Genomic DNA, 16,614 nt, shown 5'->3' with positions numbered 1-16,614 from the left:
CCTCCGTCGTTCTCCTACCGCCCCGGCGGCGGTGTCCGAGGCCGTGTCTCCAGGAAGGGTTCCAGCAGTCCGGGCACGGCCCGGCTCGCGAAGACGAGGCCCTCGGCGTCGTCCGCGTCGTGCACCGCGTACGCGCCCGCTCCGGCGGCGGTGGTCGCGGTGACGGTCAGGACGCCCGCGCGGCGCTGGAAGAGGGACTGCTTGACCACCCAGCCGATGACCCCCGCGCGCTGGAGCGCCACGGTCGAGCGGCGGAAGGTGCCGGAGCGGGCCACGAGGTAGTCGCCGCTGAGGGTGTGGCCCAGGCTCCGGTAGGCGTCCAGGGCGAGCAGCACGGCCGCCGGGAGGGCCACGGCGGCGCAGCCCGCGGCGATGTGGAGCAGTACGGGGGTGAGCCAGAGGCCGAGGCCGGTGAGCAGGGCGGGCAGGATCAGGGCCGCCGCCAGGGCCCGGCGCAGCCTGCGGGCGCGGGCCGCCCCGGGGTGCCGGGTGAGGGGGGCGTCGGTGGGGGTGACGGGCTCGCGCAGCACCGTCGCGGCGACGGCCGCCGCGCGGGGGCGCGGCGCGGCCGGCAGCAGTACATGGAGGTCGGCGTGCTTGTCCTGGTCGTCCCTGCCGATGCCGGTGGCGACGGCGTCGACCCGGGCCGCGCCCGCCAGCCGTACGCCCAGCGGCTCGACCAGCTCGACGCCGCGCAGTCTGCGCTCCTCGATCGAGATGGAGCGTACGGTGAACAGCCCCCGGCGGACCCGCAGGGTGCCGCCGGGCTCGCGCTCCAGGCGGTGGTTCCACCACATCTCGACCCAGAGGCCGAGTGAGCCGACGACGCCCGCGAGGAGGGCGGCGAGCACCAGCGTCAGGATCATCATGGTGACGGAGGTGTCGCGGAAGAAGTCGCCGACGCCGACGATGACCTCGTGCTGCACCCCGAACCAGTCGCTGATCTGCATCACCGCTCCGGCCGCCGCGCCGCCCAGGGCGGGGGCGACGAAGGAGAGCGGTGCGTACCGTATCCAGCCCAGATCGACGGTGGCGAGGACGCCCTCGCGGTGGCCGCCCGGGGCGGCGGCCCGGACCAGCAGCTCCGCGCGCAGGCGCTCTCCCTCGGACCGGGTGACCGGGTCGAGGACCAGGGTGGATTCGCCGCCGCCGGACTGTTCGCCGGTGCCTATGCGTACCTTGACCAGGCCGAGGACGCGCAGCAGCGGGTTGGCGGTGAGGTCGACGGTGCGGATCCGCTCGCGGGCGAGGGAGCGCCGTTTGGCGAAGAACAGCCCGGTGTGGAGTTCGACGCGGTCCGGTCCGACGCGGTAGCGGGTCTTGCGCCAGTTGATGTACTCGGCCGCGACGGGGCCGAGCACCAGCAGGGCGGCCCCGGCGAGCAGCAGGAGCAGTCCGGTGCCGCGCCGGGCCCGGGGGCCGAGCCAGGAGCCGCCGGAGAGCCCCAGCAGGATGGGGAGGCAGAGGCCGGCGGCGACGGAGCCCATCACCGCGCCGGTGACCAGGAGGGCCTTCTTGTCTATCCGCCGCCAGCCGTCGCCCGGTTCTCCCGGCTGCCCCTGCTCTCCCGGCCCCCCGGGCCCGCTCGGTCCGCCCGGCTCCCCCGCCTCGTTCATGTCGCGTCCCCCGGTGTCTCCTGGGTGATCCGGGTCAGCCGGCGGGCGAGTTCCGCCGCCAGTTCGTGGTCGAGCCCGGCGATGGTGACCGCCCCCTTGGCGGAGGCGGTGGTGACGGTGACCGTGGCCAGTCCGTACGAGCGCTCCAGCGGGCCGCGCAGGGTGTCCACGGTCTGGATCCGGGACATCGGGGCGATCCGCCACTGCTGGAGGAACGCCCCGGTGCGGACGTAGACGGCCTCGTCGGTGGTCTCCCAGCGGTGCACCCGGTAGCGCCACGCGGGGACGACGGCGGCCTGGAGCAGACCGAGCACGGCCACCGCGGCCGCCGGCCAGAGCAGCCAGGGCCGGGCGGGGGCGATCAGCCAGCCGAGTACGGCGAGCGTTCCCGCGGCCGTGGCCGTGACGGCCAGCGTTCGCGTACGCCACCAGCTCACGGCCCTCGGGTCGAGCGCGTTCTCCGGCGGCCGGAGCCGGACCGTCCCCTCCCCCTCGGTCATCCGGCTCAGCGCCCTCTGAGGGTGCGGTAGGCGGCGACGAGGGAGGCCGTGGAGCTGTCGAGCCCCTCGGTCCCGGCCGCGCCGGTCAGCACGGGCTCGATCTTCTTGGCGAGGACCTTGCCCAGTTCGACGCCCCACTGGTCGAAGGAGTCGATGTTCCAGATCGCGCCCTGGACGAAGACCTTGTGCTCGTAGAGCGCGATCAGCTGGCCGAGCACCGAGGGGGTCAGCTCCTCGGCGAGGACGGTGGTGGTGGGGTGGTTCCCCCGGAAGGTCTTGTGCGCGACCAGCTCCTCGGGGACGCCCTCCGCCCGTACCTCCTCCGGGGTCTTGCCGAAGGCGAGCGCCTGCGTCTGGGCGAAGAAGTTGGCCATCAGCAGATCGTGCTGGGCGAGCAGTCCGGGCGGGAGGTCGCCGGCCGGGCGGGCGAAGCCGATGAAGTCGGCGGGGATGACCTTGGTGCCCTGGTGGATCAACTGGTAATAGGCGTGCTGCCCGTTGGTGCCGGGGGTGCCCCAGACGACCGGTCCGGTCTGCCAGTCGACCGGGTTGCCCTCGCGGTCGACGGACTTGCCGTTGGACTCCATGTCGAGCTGCTGGAGATAGGCGGTGAACTTGCTCAGATAGTGGGAGTACGGCAGCACCGCGTGGGACTGGGCGTCGAAGAAGGCGCCGTACCAGACGCCCAGCAGACCGAGCAGCAGCGGCGCGTTGGCCTCCGCGGGGGCCGTCCGGAAGTGCTCGTCGACGAGGTGGAAGCCGTCGAGCATCTCCCGGAAGCGCTCCGGGCCGATCGCGATCATCAGCGAGAGGCCGATGGCGGAGTCGTACGAGTACCGGCCGCCGACCCAGTCCCAGAACTCGAACATGTTGGCCGTGTCGATGCCGAAGTCCTCGACCTTGCCGGCGTTGGTCGACAGCGCCACGAAGTGCCGGGCGACGGCGTCCTGACCGGCGCTCAGCCCGGCGAGGAGCCAGTCGCGGGCGGAGGTGGCGTTGGTGATGGTCTCGATGGTGGTGAAGGTCTTGGAGGCGACGATGAAGAGCGTCTCGGCCGGGTCCAGGTCCCGTACCGCCTCGTGGAGGTCGGCCCCGTCCACATTGGAGACGAAGCGGAAGGTGAGGTCCCGGGCGGTGTGGGCGCGGAGCGCCTCGTACGCCATCGCCGGACCGAGGTCGGAGCCGCCGATACCGATGTTGACGATGTTCCTGATGCGCTTGCCGGTGTGTCCGGTCCACTCGCCGGAGCGGACCTTCTCGGAGAAGACGGCCATCCGGTCGAGGACGGCGTGCACCCCGGGGACCACGTTCTCGCCGTCGGTCTCGATCACGGCGTCCCGGGGGGCGCGCAGCGCGGTGTGGAGGACGGCGCGGTCCTCGGTGGTGTTGATCTTCTCGCCGCGGAACATCGCGTCGCGCAGCCCGGCCACCTCGGTGGCGAGCGCCAGCTCGCGCAGGAGCGTCAGCGTCTCGGCGGTGACCAGCTGCTTGGAGTAGTCGATACGCAGGTCACCGACGCGCAGGGTGTATTCCTCGCCCCGGTCGGGGTCGGCCGCGAACAGCTCCCGCAGCGTGGTCCGCCCGATCCGCTCTCGGTGTTCGCCGAGCGCGGTCCACTCGGGAGTCTGGTTGAGCCGCTTACGGCCGCTTGCGTTCACTGGAACATCAGCTCGCTTCTCTTGTACCTGGCTGCCTTCTCGCCCCCTCCAACCTAATTGATCAAACATGGAGGTGTGGTGAAGGCGGAGCGGCGTCGGCTATGAGCGAAGCGGGAATATCGGGGTCGGCGCGGCCCGGCCGAATTGCCCCGGCGCACGGCGCGGGGACGGGGCGCACGGGGTGCGCGGGGCGCGAAAAAAGTCCGGCCGGGCACTCGAAAGTGTCCCGGCCGGACCGTAAGTCCTAGATTTCGCCCCGCAGTTTGGCCAGCGCCTCGGCGAGAATCGCCTCGCCGTCCGCGTCGCTGCGACGCTCCCGCACATAGGCGAGATGGGTTTTGTACGGTTCCGTGCGGGGTGGGTCCGGGGGATTGTCCCGGTCCTGGCCTGCCGGGAACCCACAGCGGGGGCAGTCCCAGGTGTCAGGGACCTGCGCGTCGCTGGCGAAGCTCGGCTGTGTCTCGTGCCCGTTCGAGCACCAGAAGGAGATGCGCAGACGCGGCGCGGACTCGCCACGCTCGGCCTCGCCCATCGGCCCCGCCCCGACCCGGCTTCCCCGGATCGCGTTGCCACTTGCCACGGTCGTAACTCCCTGCGTGATGGTGCTGTACAGCGTCTCACAGCGGCTGCGCCGCGGTGCCTCAGTCTACGTAAGGCCCAACGCGCGTCCAGGTATTGGAGTTACCTCCCCGCCCGGACGGGAAAGCCTGTGGGTCAGCTGTCCAGCTTCATCAGCAGACCAAGTACGACAATGCATGCGAACCACAGCAGACCGACCACCACAGTGATCCGGTCGAGATTGCGCTCGGCGACCGAGGAGCCGCCGACTGACGACTGCATACCGCCGCCGAACATGTCGGAGAGGCCGCCGCCCTTTCCCTTGTGCATCAGCACCAGCAGCATCAGCAGCAGGCTGAAGACGATCAGGGCGATCGAGAACCCCATAACCACGGCTGGACCCTACTTCCTGGCAAATCTCTTGGAACATCTACGGACGACGGGGGCCCGGGCTCGGTGAAAAGCCTCAGGCCCCCGCAAGGGTACGACGGATCCGCGCTACGGCATACTCACCGGTCGCGAAAGGCCCTCACTGAGCGTGCCCAGTGGCCGTACGGGCGTGGACCTGTCCGGGGCGGACGCGCACTGAGCGTGTTCGCCCCGGCCGGTGCTCACTGGTCGCGGAAGCGGACGATCTTGACGAACTCCTCGGCGTCCAGCGCCGCGCCGCCCACCAGGGCGCCGTCCACATCGGGCTGCGCCATGATCGCGGCGACGTTCCCGGACTTGACCGAGCCGCCGTACTGGATGCGGACCTTGTCGGCCAGCTCCTGCGAGTACAGCTCGGCGAGCCGGCCGCGGATCGCTCCGCAGACCTCCTGCGCGTCCTCGGGCGTGGCGACCTCGCCGGTGCCGATCGCCCAGACGGGCTCGTACGCGATCACGATGGTCTCGGCCTGCTCGGCCGGGACGTCCTTGAGGCCGCCGTCGAGCTGGGCGAGGGTGTACTCCACCTGCTGTCCGGCCTTGCGGACGTCCAGTCCCTCGCCGACGCAGAGGATGGGGGTGATGCCGTGCCGGAACGCGGCCTTCACCTTGGCGTTGCAGATCTCGTCGGACTCGGCGTGGTACTGCCGGCGCTCGGAGTGGCCGACCGCGACATAGGCGCACTTGAGCTTGGCGAGCATCAGGCCGGAGATCTCCCCGGTGTACGCGCCGGAGTCCTGCGCCGAGATGTCCTGAGCGCCGTACTTGAGCTTCAGCTTGTCGCCGTCGACCAGGGTCTGCACGGACCTCAGGTCGGTGAACGGCGGGAGTACGGCGACCTCGACGGCCTCGTAGTCCTTGTCCGCCAGGGCGAAGGCGAGCTTCTGGACGTGGGCGATGGCCTCAAGGTGGTTGAGGTTCATCTTCCAGTTGCCCGCCATGAGCGGGGTGCGAGTGGTCATGAGAGTTTTCAGTCCTCCAGTGCGGCGAGCCCGGGAAGCGTCTTGCCCTCGAGATATTCGAGGCTCGCGCCGCCACCGGTCGAAATATGGCCGAATGCATTCTCGTCGAAGCCCAGGATCCGCACGGCGGCGGCGGAGTCCCCGCCGCCGACGACGGTGAAGGCCGGGGATTCGATGAGCGCCTGGGCCACGGCCTTGGTGCCCTCGGCGTAGTCGGGGTGCTCGAAGACGCCCATCGGGCCGTTCCAGAAGACGGTGGCCGTGTCGGCGAGCTTTGAAGCGTAGAGCTTGGAGGTCTCGGGGCCGATGTCCAGCCCGAGCCGGTCGGCCGGGATGGCGTCCACCGTGACCGTGGTGGGGTGGGCCGGGGCCTTGGTCTTCAGGTCCGGGAAGCCGGAGGCGACCAGGACGTCGACGGGGAGGACGAACTCCACGCCCTTCTCCGCGGCGCGCGCCAGATACTCCTGGACGACCGGGATCTGGTCCTCCTGGAGCAGCGAGCGGCCGACCTCGTGGCCCTGGGCCTTGAGGAAGGTGTAGACCATGCCGCCGCCGATGAGGATGCGGTCGGCCCGGTCCAGCAGATGGTCGATGACACCGAGCTTGTCGGAGACCTTCGCGCCGCCGAGGACGACCGCGTACGGCCGCCGGACGTCGTCGGTGAGCTTCTTCAGCACACCGACCTCGGTGGCGATCAGATGACCGGCCGCGTGCGGGAGCCGGGCGGGGAGGTCGTAGACGGAGGCGTGCTTGCGGTGCACGGCTCCGAAGCCGTCGCCGACGTACACATCGGCCAGGGCGGCGAGCTGCTCGGCGAAGGCGGCGCGCTCGGCGTCGTCCTTGCTGGTCTCGCCGGGGTTGAAGCGGAGGTTCTCGATGACCGCGACGCGGCCGTCGGCGAGGCCCGCGACGGTCTCGGTGGCGGAGGGGCCGACGGTGTCGGTCGCGAAGGCGACCTCGGCGCCGAGCAGCTCGCCGAGCCGCGCGGCGGCGGGGGCCAGCGAGAAGGCCGGGTCCGGAGCGCCCTTGGGGCGGCCCAGGTGGGAGGCGACGACGACGCGCGCGCCCGCCTCGGCGAGCTTGGCGACGGTCGGCACGACGGCGCGGATACGGCCGTCGTCGGTGATCACAGTGCCGTCGAGCGGCACATTGAGGTCGGCGCGGACGAATACCCGGCGGCCCGCGACCCCCTCGGCAAGAAGCTGGTCGATCGTCTTCATGGACGGGACTCCTCGGATGGCTGGACGTGCCACGGGGCCCGAGCAGCGCCGGTGTGCGCTGGTCGAGCCCCGTCGCTCACATCACTGAGCTTTCAAAATCGTGTTCAGAGCTGCTCGCCGACGAAGACCGTGAGGTCCACGAGGCGGTTGGAGTAGCCCCACTCATTGTCGTACCAGCCGAGGATCTTGATCGAGTTGCCTTCCTGAACCATGGTCAGGGAGGAGTCGAAGGTGCACGAGGCCGGGTCGCTGACGATGTCCGAGGAGACGATCTGGTCCTCGGTGTAGGCCAGGATGCCCTGGAGCTCGCCCTCGGCGGCCTTCTTGAACGCGGCGTTGACCTCGTCCTTGGTGACCTCGCGGGAGACCTCGACGACCAGGTCGGTGGCCGAGCCGGTGGGAACCGGAACGCGCATCGCGATGCCGTCCAGCTTGCCCTTGAGCTGCGGGAGGACCAGGGCGGTGGCCTTGGCGGCACCCGTCGTGGTCGGGATGATGTTCTCCGCGGCGGCGCGGGCGCGACGCAGGTCGGAGTGCGGGAAGTCCAGGATGCGCTGGTCGTTGGTGTAGGCGTGGACCGTGGTCATCAGACCGCGGACGATGCCGAAGTTCTCGTCGAGGATCTTCGCCATCGGCGCCACACAGTTGGTGGTGCAGGACGCGTTCGAGATGACGTGGTGGTTGGCCGCGTCGTACTTGTCCTGGTTGACGCCCATCACGATGGTGATGTCCTCGTCCTTGGCCGGAGCCGAGATGAGGACCTTCTTCGCACCGCCGGCGATGTGCTTCTCGGCGTCGGCCTTCTTGGTGAAGATGCCGGTCGACTCGATGACGATGTCGACGCCCAGCTCGCCCCAGGGGATGTCCGCGGGGTTGCGCTCGGAGAGCACCTTGATGGTGCGGCCGTCCACGGTGATCGTGTCGGCGGTGTGGCTGACCTCGGCCTTGAGACGGCCCAGGATGGTGTCGTACTTCAGCAGGTGCGCCGTGGTCGCAGTGTCACCCAGGTCGTTGACAGCCACGATCTCGATGTCAGCACCCTGCTCCAGCAGCGCGCGGAAGTAGTTACGACCGATGCGGCCAAAGCCGTTGATGCCTACGCGGATCGTCACGAACCGATCTCCTCGTTGGTACGCCGGGTTTTGACTGCCGGCGAGTTGTATGGGATGTCCCCGACCGCTTACGACCCTACCTCTCTGAGGGCCTCCAGGTGACATCAGAGGGCCCGGAAGGGGCCCCCGTGACCCGTACCACCCGGTAGGGCCGTCAGACGGTCCTCACCTGCGCGGAGGCCTTCCCTAATGAGCGGGCAAAGCCACTCTGGGCGACCGTTCGGGCGCACCCGGTGGTCACTCGCCGCGGAGTGTTCGATCACGGCGGTCGCCGTGGCCGGGCTCGGTGCCGAAGCTGGGGCGGAGGTGCGGCCTCGGGCCGTCCGAAGCGGTGGTCCCGGTCAGGCCGAGCGGGCGGGCCGGCCGCCGCCGGGAGCCGTTGCGCTTCCGGAAGGCGTCCAGCGCCCTGGTCTCCGGTGCGGAGCCGGGGCCGTGCCGCGGAAGGCGGTGCCGACGATCCCGGTGCTCCGGGGGTCGGCCTCGACGCGCTCCCGGGCGGCCTCGGTGATCGTGTGCTCGGTGAAGGTGCGGCCCGGGCCGGGCGGGTGGGGTCGCCCGGTCAGGGGTGCGGGCCCGGAGGCCTGGGGGTGGGGCCGTGGGGCGGGGCCCCGGGGCTCAGCCGACCAGGCCGTCGGCCATCTCCTCGGTGAGGTTGGACTCCGTGCCCGGAATCCCCAGGTCCTGCGCCCGCTTGTCCGCCATGGCCAGCAGTCTGCGGATCCGCCCCGCCACCGCGTCCTTCGTCAGCGGCGGATCGGCCAGCGCGCCCAGCTCCTCCAGCGAGGCCTGCTTGTGCTCCATCCGGAGCCGCCCCGCCGCCGCGAGATGCTCGGGCACCTCCTCGCCGAGGATCTCCAGGGCGCGCTGCACCCGGGCCCCGGCCGCCACCGCGGCCCGGGCCGAGCGCCGCAGATTGGCGTCGTCGAAGTTGGCGAGCCGGTTGGCGGTGGCGCGGACCTCGCGCCGCATCCGCCGCTCCTCCCAGGCCAGCACCGACTCATGGGCGCCGAGCCGGGTCAGCAGCGCGCCGATCGCGTCGCCGTCACGGACGACGACCCGGTCCACGCCCCGCACCTCGCGGGCCTTCGCCGCGATGGAGAGCCGCCGCGCGGCCCCGACCAGCGCGAGGGCCGCCTCCGGGCCCGGGCAGGTGACCTCCAGCGAGGAGGAGCGGCCCGGCTCGGTCAGCGAGCCGTGGGCGAGGAACGCACCGCGCCACGCGGCCTCCGCGTCACAGGTGGCCCCGGAGACGACCTGCGGCGGCAGCCCCCGGATGGGGCGGCCCCGGCCGTCGACCAGCCCGGTCTGCCGGGCCAGCTGGTCGCCGCCCGCGACCACGCGCACGACGTACCGCGAGCCTCTGCGCAGCCCGCCCGGAGCCATCACCATCAGCTCGGACGTATGGCCGAAGATCTCCAGGATGTCGCGCTTGAGCCGGCGCGCGGCGATCCCGGTGTCCAGCTCGGCCTCGATCACAATGCGCCCGCTCACCAGGTGCAGCCCGCCCGCGAACCGCAGGATCGCCGAGACCTCCGCCTTTCTGCAGCAGGTCCGGGTGACGGGGAGCCGGGAAATCTCGTCCTTCACCGCTGCCGTCATCGCCATGGGCCGATCCTTCCATGCATCCGAAAAATACGGTCGTACGCGGCGGCCAACAGCTCCGGATCGTGCTTGGAAACGCTGTCGGGCGAGGCCACGGGGGCCAGCTCGACCGCGGCGCCGAGGCGTTTGGCGGCGTCGGCGAGAGAATCGCGGTCGGGCACGGCGGCCTCGTCGGCCAGCACCACGTCCAGGGTGAGTTTAGGCGCGTGTCGTCCCAAAACCTCCAAATGACGCTGCGGGGAAAAACCTTCTGTCTCGCCTGGCTGGGGGGCGAGATTGAGGGAGAGAACCCGGCGGGCCTTGGTCTCCACCAGCGCGTCCAGCAGCTCGGGCACCAGCAGATGGGGAATCACCGAGGAGAACCAGGATCCGGGCCCCAGAACCACCCAGTCGGCGTCAAGCACGGCGGCCACGGCCTCCGGAACGGCGGGCGGATCGTTCGGCACGAGGTGCACGGACTGGACGTCCCCGGGGGTGAGGGCGACCGTCGCCTGACCGCGCACGATGTCGACATCGTCCGGGCGCGTCGGATCATGGCCGCGCACCAGCGCCTGGAGCTCCAGCGGCACCGCCGACATGGGCAGCACCCGGCCGTGCGCACCGAGCAGCCGGCCCACCAGATCCAGGGCCTGGACATGATCGCCCAGCTGCTCCCAGAGGGCCACGATCAGCAGATTGCCGACCGCGTGCTCATGCAGCTCGCCCTGGGACTGGAAGCGGTGCTGGATCACCCGGGCCCAGGTCTGTCCCCAGTCGTCGTCGCCGCAGAGCGCCGCGAGCGCCTTGCGCAGATCCCCCGGGGGCAGCACGCCCAGCTCCTCCCGGAGCCGGCCGCTGGAGCCGCCGTCGTCGGCGACGGTGACGACGGCGGTGAGATCGCCGGTGATCCGGCGCAGGGCCGCCAGCGAGGCGGAGAGCCCCCTGCCGCCGCCGAGGGCGACCACCTTGGGCTGTGCGCCGCGTCTGCGGCTGGTGGGCGTGACGGATCTGCGCAGCCGACGCAGGCGCAGGGAGCGTGCGGTCACTCGCGCCCCAGGTCCCGGTGGACGACCACGGTCTCGATGCCGGCCGCGACGAGCGCGGCGGCGAGCTTCTCGGAGGTGGCCACCGAGCGGTGTTTGCCGCCCGTACAGCCGACGGCGACGGTCACGTACCGCTTGCCCTCGCGGCGGTAGCCCGCGGCGATCATCTGGAGCAGCTCGGTGTAGCGGTCGAGGAACTCCTTGGCCCCCGGCTGGTTGAAGACATAGTTCGACACCTCCTCGTTGAGACCGGTGAAGGGGCGCAGCTCCGGGACCCAGTGAGGGTTGGGCAGGAAGCGCATGTCCACCACGAGGTCCGCGTCGACGGGCAGTCCGTACTTGAACCCGAAGGACATCACGGTGGCCCGCAGCTCCGGCTTCTCGTCGCCCGCGAACTGGGCGTCCATCTTGGCGCGCAGCTCGTGGACGTTGAGGCTGGAGGTGTCGATGACCAGGTCGGCGTCGCCGCGCAGCTCGCGCAGCAGGTCGCGCTCGGCGGCGATGCCGTCGACGATGCGGCCGTCGCCCTGGAGCGGATGGGGCCTGCGCACCGACTCGAAGCGCCTGACCAGGGCGTCGTCGGAGGATTCGAGGAAGACGATCCGGCAGGTGACCTGCTTGGCGGCGAGGTCGGCCAGGGACTCGCGGAGGTTGTCGAAGAACCTGCGGCCCCGGACGTCCACGACCACGGCGATCCGGGCGACATTGCCCTGTGAGCGCGCGCCGAGCTCCACCATGGTGGGGATCAGCGCGGGCGGCAGGTTGTCGACGACGAACCAGCCGAGGTCCTCAAGACATTTGGCGGCCGTGCTGCGCCCGGCGCCGGACATTCCCGAGATGATGACCAGCTCGGGGATGGCCGCCTCGGCGGTCCCGCCGGGCTCGGTGGTGGTGCCCGTACTCACGTCTGCTGCTCCGTCTGTGTCGTGCTCGTTCATGTGCTGCCCCCGTCGTTCTCTTCAATGATCTCTCCTGTTGCCGTATTCACGGCAGGGGCGGCCGGGGCCGCCTGGGCGAGGGCGGTGACCACGGCTTCCGCGGTCTTCCGGCCCACGCCGGGTACTTCGCAGATCTGTTCGATTGTCGCCTGTCGCAGCCGCTTGATCGAGCCGAAATGCTTGATGAGCGTCTGCTTGCGGGTCTCGCCGAGGCCGTGGACCGCGTCCAGGGGACTGGTGCGGATGCGCTTGGTGCGTTTGGAGCGCTGGTAGCGGATGGCGAAGTCGTGGGCGGTGTCGCGGACCCGCTGGAGGAGATAGAGCCCCTCGCTGGAGCGGGGCAGGACGACCGGGTCGTCCTGGTCCGGCAGCCAGACCTCCTCCAGCCGTTTGGCGAGCCCGCAGACGGCGACGTCGTCGATGCCCAGCTCGTCGAGGGCGCGGCGGGCCGCGGCGACCTGGGGCTGGCCGCCGTCGACCACGACGAGCTGGGGCGGGTAGGCGAAGCGCTTGGGCCGCCCCTCGTCCTGGAGGGCCCGGGCGACGGCGCCGGGAGCGCCCTCGGGGGCGGCCGGGCCCGAGGGCGGGCCCGCGGTGGTGTCCGCTTCCCCGGGGGTGTCCGCGCCGATCCACTCCCCCGTTCTGTCCTTCTCGGCGAGATAGCGCCGGAAGCGGCGGCTGATCACCTCGTGCATGGAGCGGACGTCGTCCTGGCCGCTGAAGGTCTTGATCTGGAAGCGGCGGTACTCGCTCTTGCGCGGAAGCCCGTCCTCGAAGACCACCATCGAGGCCACGACGTCCTCGCCCTGGAGGTGGGAGATGTCGAAGCACTCGATCCGCAGCGGCGCGGAGTCCAGGTCCAGGGCCTCGGCGATCTCCTCCAGCGCCCGGGAGCGGGTGGTGAGGTCGCTGGCGCGCTTGGTCTTGTGCAGCACCAGCGCCTGCTGGGCATTGCGCTGGACCGTCTCCATCAGGTCCTTCTTGTCGCCGCGCCGGGGGATGCGCAGGGAGACCAGCGAGCCGCGCCGCTCGCCGAGCCACTGGCTGACCGCCGCCGCCTCCTCCGGGAGGGCCGGCACCAGGACCTCCTTGGGGACCGCCTCGCCGCGCTCCTCGCCGTACAGCTGCTGAAGCGCGTGCTCGACCAGGCCGGCGGTGTCCACCGCCTCGACCTTGTCGGTGACCCAGCCGCGCTGCCCGCGCACCCGGCCGCCCCGGACGTGGAAGATCTGGACGGCGGCCTCCAGCTCGTCCTCGGCGACGGCGATCAGGTCGGCGTCGGTGGCGTCGGCGAGCACGACCGCGCTCTTCTCCAGGGCGCGCCGGAGGGCTTCTATGTCGTCACGGAGCCGGGCGGCCCGCTCGTACTCCATCTCCTCGGCCGCCTCCGTCATCCGCTTCTCCAGCCGGCGGATGTACGCCCCGGTGCGCCCGGCCATGAAGTCGCAGAACTCCTCGGCCAGTTCGCGGTGCTCCTCGGAGGTGACCCGGCCGACGCAGGGCGCGGAGCACTTCCCGATGTAACCGAGGAGGCAGGGGCGGCCCTTCTGCTGGTGGTTCCTGAGGACTCCGGCGGAGCAGGTGCGCACGGGGAAGACACGGAGCATCAGATCGACGGTCTCGCGGATGGCCCACGCGTGGCCGTAGGGGCCGAAGTAGCGCACGCCCTTGCGCTTGGCCCCGCGCATCACCTGGACCCGGGGGAACTCCTCGTCGAGGGTGACGGCGAGGTAGGGATAGCTCTTGTCGTCGCGGTACTTGACGTTGAACCGGGGGTCGAACTCCTTGATCCAGGTGTACTCCAGCTGGAGCGCCTCGACCTCGGTGGAGACCACCGTCCACTCCACCGAGGCGGCGGTGGTGACCATGGTGGCGGTGCGCGGGTGGAGATTCGCCACGTCCTGGAAGTAGCTGGCGAGCCGCTGGCGCAGGCTCTTCGCCTTCCCGACGTAGATCACCCGGCGGTGGTCGTCGCGGAATTTGTAGACCCCCGGGGAGTCAGGGATCTCTCCCGGCCTGGGACGGTAGCTGGAGGGGTCTGCCATGTCGTCCACCCTACTTGCGGGGACTGACAGCGCGATCCTCTCCGGCGGTCTCGCAGGTCGGCACGGCGGCAGCGCGGCGAGCGCCCGCCGCCGGTGAGGGCGGCGGGCGCTCGTTCCCTGGAGGGGGCTCGTCTCCCGGGGTGGCCGGGAGTCACGGGTGCGGCTCAGGGGCGGCTCGGGCGCGGCTCGGGCGCGGCCCGGTCGCGGCCTGTCGCGGCTCAGGCGCGGCGGCGCAGCCGCAGCGCGGTGAGCGCGCAGAGGGCGAGGGCGAGGACCCCGCCGGCCCCCGCCGCGACCGAGGTGACGGTCAGCGCGGCGTTGTCCGGTTCGGGGGAAGCCGCCCGGACGGCCCGGTCGGCCCCGGCGGGGGCGGCGGGCGCGGCCTCCTGCCCCGCGGCGTTCTGGGGTGCCGAGCCGGCGGGGCCGTAGCCGCCGGCCACGCCCTTCTTCGCGTAGCCGGAGCCGGGCAGCTTGTCGGCGTAGGCGGCCCGGACCCGGTCCCGGTAGGCGGCGAGGGTGGTGCCCTTCGCGCCGACCGCCCGGGTGGCGTCCTCGTCCAGCGGGAGCACCTTCGTCCCCTTGCTCACGTACCAGGCGTCGATCTGCGGCTCGCGGAAGACCGTGCCGCCGGGGAGCCTGCGCTCGCCCTGCCGGGTGTAGCGGAACTCGTCGTCACCGGTGGCGATGTTGACCACCTGCCAGGTCGAGCCCTGGCGGGCGGCCCACACCGACGCCCGCTGACCGTCCGACGAGAGCGCCTGGGTCGCCAGGAACTCGGTACGGGCGACGGGCGCGCCCGCCTTCCCGGCCACGAACTCCGGTGCGAGGGTGCGCAGCGGGACGGTCGCCCCCTCGGCACGGGGCGAGGCCGCCGACCGCGCCACCGCGCCGTCGCGGGCGAAGAAGCGGGAGAGCGTCTCCATCGTGGCGGGGGCGGTGGCCGCGCCGCGCGCCGCCGCCAGGTCCTTGGCCGAGGGTGCGGGGGCTTCCCCGGCTCCGGTGGCCGCGTTGGCGGTGCCCGTGCCCAGGCCGCCGAGCGCGAGGCAGGCGACGAGGGAGGCTCCGGCGATTCGCGAGGTCCGCTTCATCGCGCTCACGCCCCGATCCGGTAGAGCGAGTGGGTCCAGGAGAAAGAGCTGTTGTTCACGTACCAGGAGTGCGAGGCCCAGTTGTAGCGGTCGCTGGTCTGCCACGGATCGCCCCAGTAGACCCAGCTGTTGGCCGTGTCGTAGCCGTAGATGACATGCATGTGACCGCCGCCGCTGGACCACTGGATCCGGGTCTCGATCGGACGGTTGGCGTCTATCTCGGTCTGCACGGCCGAGTAGCGCAGCCAGTCGCCTATGTAGGAGCCGGGGCTGACCCCGGCCCAGCGCAGCCCGGTCTGCACATTCCCGAGCGTCGCCTGGTTGTTGGGGCACTCGGTGCCCTGCTGGCGGTTGAAGGAGGCGTTGCAGAACTGGTTCTGCGAGTAGTTCTTGCCGAAGTAGGCGGCGATGGTGTTGCCGCCCGCGGCCCAGCACCAGTTGGTCTTGAGCTGTGCCTGCATGGTCAGATTGAGCCGCTTCCAGGCCAGGGCCCCGACGTCGCCGGATTCGGCGGACGCCGTGGCGGCGAGCCGTTCGGACCGGTCGCCGGGGGTGGCGGCGGTGGCCGAGGACAGTGGCAGGGTGACAATCGCGGCGAGGACCGCCGCCACGGCGGCGAGCCGTCTTCTGATACTGCGCATCGCGTTCCTCCCTGAGGGAAGGGTGGGGGTGGAGGAGCGCGTCCGGACGCTGCGGTTGAGCATCAGTCCTTGTCGGGAGCAGGTCAACACGCTTCAATGCGGGTGGTACGGAGCTGTGAACGCGGCGGGCGGGATGTGAACGCGCCCCTCCTGTCCCACCTGGGCCGCCATCGCCCACCGCCCGCCGGGACCGGCCCCGTCGTGAACGTTCACGGAAGTTCCCCCGCCGACTTGACGCGCAGTGCCGCCCGACGCCACTGGAGGATTCCCATGGGCCACACCGAGGCCGATCTGGCGCAGGTGTTGCACACCGGCCCGTTCCATCTCGCGCTGCGGGCGGCGCTCGCGGTGCGGGGGCTGCCGCTCCAGCGGGTGCAGCACCATCTGGCGCACCGGGGCATCAAGGTCGGGGTGACCAGCCTCAGCTACTGGCAGCAGGGGGCGCGGCGGCCCCAGCGCCCCGAGTCGCTGCGGGCGGTGCGCGCCCTGGAGGAGGTCCTCGAACTCCCGGGGAACTCCCTGACCCGGCTGCTCGGCGCCGGCGAGGGCGGCGGGCGCGGGGACGTGGAGCGCCCGGCGGCGCGCTCGTACCGCTCGCTGATGGAGATGTCGGCCACGGTGGAGCGGCTGCTGGCGGATCTGGAAGCGCCCTCGGACGGCGGGCTGCACACCGTGGGCCACCACGAGCGGGTGCGGATAGGCGCGGACCGGGAGCTGCTGGGCCGCGAGTCCCAGCACGCCGTACGGGCCCACCGGGACGGGGTGGACCGCTATCTCGCCATCCACCACGGCGACCCGGGGTGCGATCCGGCCCGGGTGCGGGTGACCGCGCTGGAGAACTGCCGCACGGGGCGGGTGCGCTGGCACCGGGAGACCGGTGTGGTCGTCGCGGAGCTGCTCTTCGACGCGCGGCTGCGCGCGGGCGAGACGCACTTCTTCGGGTACGGCTTCGAGGACGGGACCGGCGGGCCGAGCACCGAGTACGTCCGGGGTTTCACCTACGCGGGCGGGCAGTACGTCCTGCGGGTCCGCTTCGACGAGCAGGCGCTGCCGGTGCGGTGCAGACGGTTCGCCCAGGCCACCACGGGCGCGCCGCGCGGCGCGCGGACGGATCTGACGCTCGGCGGGCGGCACCGTACGGTCCATCTGGTCGAGCAGGGCGTACGGCCGGGGATCCTGGGGATCGACTGGGACTGGGACTGATTCCCGGCCGGGGCCGTCAGTCG

The 16,614-nt window shown here is 71.5% G+C and carries 15 protein-coding genes; 1 reads left to right on the top strand and 14 read right to left on the bottom strand.

Annotated elements, in window-relative coordinates; genetic code table 11:
- Nucleotides 1–14: 14 nt before the first annotated feature.
- The 14 genes from ABD371_RS11545 to ABD371_RS11480 all read right to left on the bottom strand — a co-directional run bounded on the left by ABD371_RS11545 (nucleotide 15) and on the right by ABD371_RS11480 (nucleotide 15,388).
- Nucleotides 15–1,616: a PH domain-containing protein gene (locus ABD371_RS11545; protein WP_344475541.1), complete on the bottom strand. Its 1,602-nt coding sequence runs from the start codon at nucleotides 1,614–1,616 to the stop codon at nucleotides 15–17.
- Complete coding sequence (locus tag ABD371_RS11540) at nucleotides 1,613–2,116, bottom strand: PH domain-containing protein (RefSeq protein ID WP_344475539.1); 504 nt, start codon at nucleotides 2,114–2,116, stop codon at nucleotides 1,613–1,615. Before ABD371_RS11540 ends, ABD371_RS11545 begins: the two co-directional genes overlap by 4 nt.
- A 5-nt stretch (nucleotides 2,117–2,121) precedes the next feature.
- Complete coding sequence (gene pgi, locus ABD371_RS11535; protein ID WP_344475537.1) at nucleotides 2,122–3,774, bottom strand: glucose-6-phosphate isomerase; 1,653 nt, start codon at nucleotides 3,772–3,774, stop codon at nucleotides 2,122–2,124.
- 244 nt (nucleotides 3,775–4,018) lie between these two features.
- Nucleotides 4,019–4,354 carry an RNA polymerase-binding protein RbpA gene (locus ABD371_RS11530; RefSeq protein WP_003957010.1) on the bottom strand — a complete coding sequence of 112 codons (336 nt, stop codon included), beginning with the start codon at nucleotides 4,352–4,354 and terminating at the stop codon, nucleotides 4,019–4,021.
- A gap of 134 nt (nucleotides 4,355–4,488) precedes the next feature.
- Nucleotides 4,489–4,719 carry a preprotein translocase subunit SecG gene (gene secG / locus ABD371_RS11525; protein ID WP_018848634.1) on the bottom strand — a complete coding sequence of 77 codons (231 nt, stop codon included), beginning with the start codon at nucleotides 4,717–4,719 and terminating at the stop codon, nucleotides 4,489–4,491.
- Between the two features lie 224 nt (nucleotides 4,720–4,943).
- A complete protein-coding gene (tpiA, locus tag ABD371_RS11520) occupies nucleotides 4,944–5,720 on the bottom strand; it encodes a triose-phosphate isomerase (protein WP_344475535.1) in 777 nt (258 codons plus the stop codon).
- A gap of 8 nt (nucleotides 5,721–5,728) precedes the next feature.
- On the bottom strand, nucleotides 5,729–6,940 hold the full coding sequence (locus tag ABD371_RS11515) for a phosphoglycerate kinase (RefSeq protein ID WP_344475533.1): 1,212 nt from the start codon (nucleotides 6,938–6,940) through the stop codon (nucleotides 5,729–5,731).
- A gap of 104 nt (nucleotides 6,941–7,044) precedes the next feature.
- Entirely contained in the window at nucleotides 7,045–8,052 is a 1,008-nt protein-coding gene (gap, locus tag ABD371_RS11510) for a type I glyceraldehyde-3-phosphate dehydrogenase (RefSeq protein ID WP_190124737.1), read from the bottom strand.
- A 615-nt stretch (nucleotides 8,053–8,667) separates the two neighbouring features.
- Nucleotides 8,668–9,657: a DNA-binding protein WhiA gene (gene whiA / locus ABD371_RS11505; RefSeq protein WP_153487707.1), complete on the bottom strand. Its 990-nt coding sequence runs from the start codon at nucleotides 9,655–9,657 to the stop codon at nucleotides 8,668–8,670.
- Nucleotides 9,648–10,679 carry a gluconeogenesis factor YvcK family protein gene (locus ABD371_RS11500; RefSeq protein ID WP_344475527.1) on the bottom strand — a complete coding sequence of 344 codons (1,032 nt, stop codon included), beginning with the start codon at nucleotides 10,677–10,679 and terminating at the stop codon, nucleotides 9,648–9,650. The genes whiA and ABD371_RS11500 overlap by 10 nt, the downstream gene beginning before the upstream one ends.
- A complete protein-coding gene (rapZ, locus tag ABD371_RS11495) occupies nucleotides 10,676–11,614 on the bottom strand; it encodes an RNase adapter RapZ (RefSeq protein ID WP_190124735.1) in 939 nt (312 codons plus the stop codon). Before rapZ ends, ABD371_RS11500 begins: the two co-directional genes overlap by 4 nt.
- Entirely contained in the window at nucleotides 11,611–13,659 is a 2,049-nt protein-coding gene (gene uvrC, locus ABD371_RS11490; protein WP_344475526.1) for an excinuclease ABC subunit UvrC, read from the bottom strand. Before uvrC ends, rapZ begins: the two co-directional genes overlap by 4 nt.
- Nucleotides 13,660–13,877: 218 nt before the next feature.
- Nucleotides 13,878–14,747, bottom strand: a complete 870-nt coding sequence (locus tag ABD371_RS11485; RefSeq protein ID WP_344475776.1) for a hypothetical protein — start codon at nucleotides 14,745–14,747, stop codon at nucleotides 13,878–13,880.
- A 5-nt stretch (nucleotides 14,748–14,752) separates the two neighbouring features.
- The gene (locus tag ABD371_RS11480) at nucleotides 14,753–15,388 is read right to left on the bottom strand and encodes a papain-like cysteine protease family protein (protein WP_344475524.1); all 636 of its coding nucleotides are present in this window, start codon (nucleotides 15,386–15,388) and stop codon (nucleotides 14,753–14,755) included.
- Between the two features lie 270 nt (nucleotides 15,389–15,658).
- Here ABD371_RS11480 and ABD371_RS11475 point away from each other — a divergent pair, with 270 nt between their 5' ends.
- Nucleotides 15,659–16,591 carry a hypothetical protein gene (locus ABD371_RS11475; protein WP_344475522.1) on the top strand — a complete coding sequence of 311 codons (933 nt, stop codon included), beginning with the start codon at nucleotides 15,659–15,661 and terminating at the stop codon, nucleotides 16,589–16,591.
- The last annotated feature ends 23 nt before the right edge of the window (nucleotides 16,592–16,614 follow it).

This window comes from Streptomyces amakusaensis (genome assembly GCF_039532665.1).
Lineage (GTDB): Bacteria > Actinomycetota > Actinomycetes > Streptomycetales > Streptomycetaceae > Streptomyces > Streptomyces amakusaensis.
The sequence above is the reverse complement of the archived record's forward strand: the minus strand, read 5'-3'. Positions and strand labels throughout refer to the sequence as shown.

Excerpts from the sequence above, each read along its gene's own strand:
- ABD371_RS11480 (WP_344475524.1), bottom strand. The coding sequence starts at position 15,388 with ATGCGCAGTATCAGAAGACGGCTCGCCGCCGTGGCGGCGGTCCTCGCC.
- uvrC (WP_344475526.1), bottom strand. The coding sequence starts at position 13,659 with ATGGCAGACCCCTCCAGCTACCGTCCCAGGCCGGGAGAGATCCCTGAC.
- whiA (WP_153487707.1), bottom strand. The coding sequence starts at position 9,657 with ATGGCGATGACGGCAGCGGTGAAGGACGAGATTTCCCGGCTCCCCGTC.
- tpiA (WP_344475535.1), bottom strand. The coding sequence starts at position 5,720 with ATGACCACTCGCACCCCGCTCATGGCGGGCAACTGGAAGATGAACCTC.
- ABD371_RS11515 (WP_344475533.1), bottom strand. The coding sequence starts at position 6,940 with ATGAAGACGATCGACCAGCTTCTTGCCGAGGGGGTCGCGGGCCGCCGG.
- ABD371_RS11485 (WP_344475776.1), bottom strand. The coding sequence starts at position 14,747 with ATGAAGCGGACCTCGCGAATCGCCGGAGCCTCCCTCGTCGCCTGCCTC.
- secG (WP_018848634.1), bottom strand. The coding sequence starts at position 4,719 with ATGGGGTTCTCGATCGCCCTGATCGTCTTCAGCCTGCTGCTGATGCTG.
- ABD371_RS11475 (WP_344475522.1), top strand. The coding sequence starts at position 15,659 with ATGGGCCACACCGAGGCCGATCTGGCGCAGGTGTTGCACACCGGCCCG.
- ABD371_RS11540 (WP_344475539.1), bottom strand. The coding sequence starts at position 2,116 with ATGACCGAGGGGGAGGGGACGGTCCGGCTCCGGCCGCCGGAGAACGCG.
- rapZ (WP_190124735.1), bottom strand. The coding sequence starts at position 11,614 with ATGAACGAGCACGACACAGACGGAGCAGCAGACGTGAGTACGGGCACC.
- ABD371_RS11545 (WP_344475541.1), bottom strand. The coding sequence starts at position 1,616 with ATGAACGAGGCGGGGGAGCCGGGCGGACCGAGCGGGCCCGGGGGGCCG.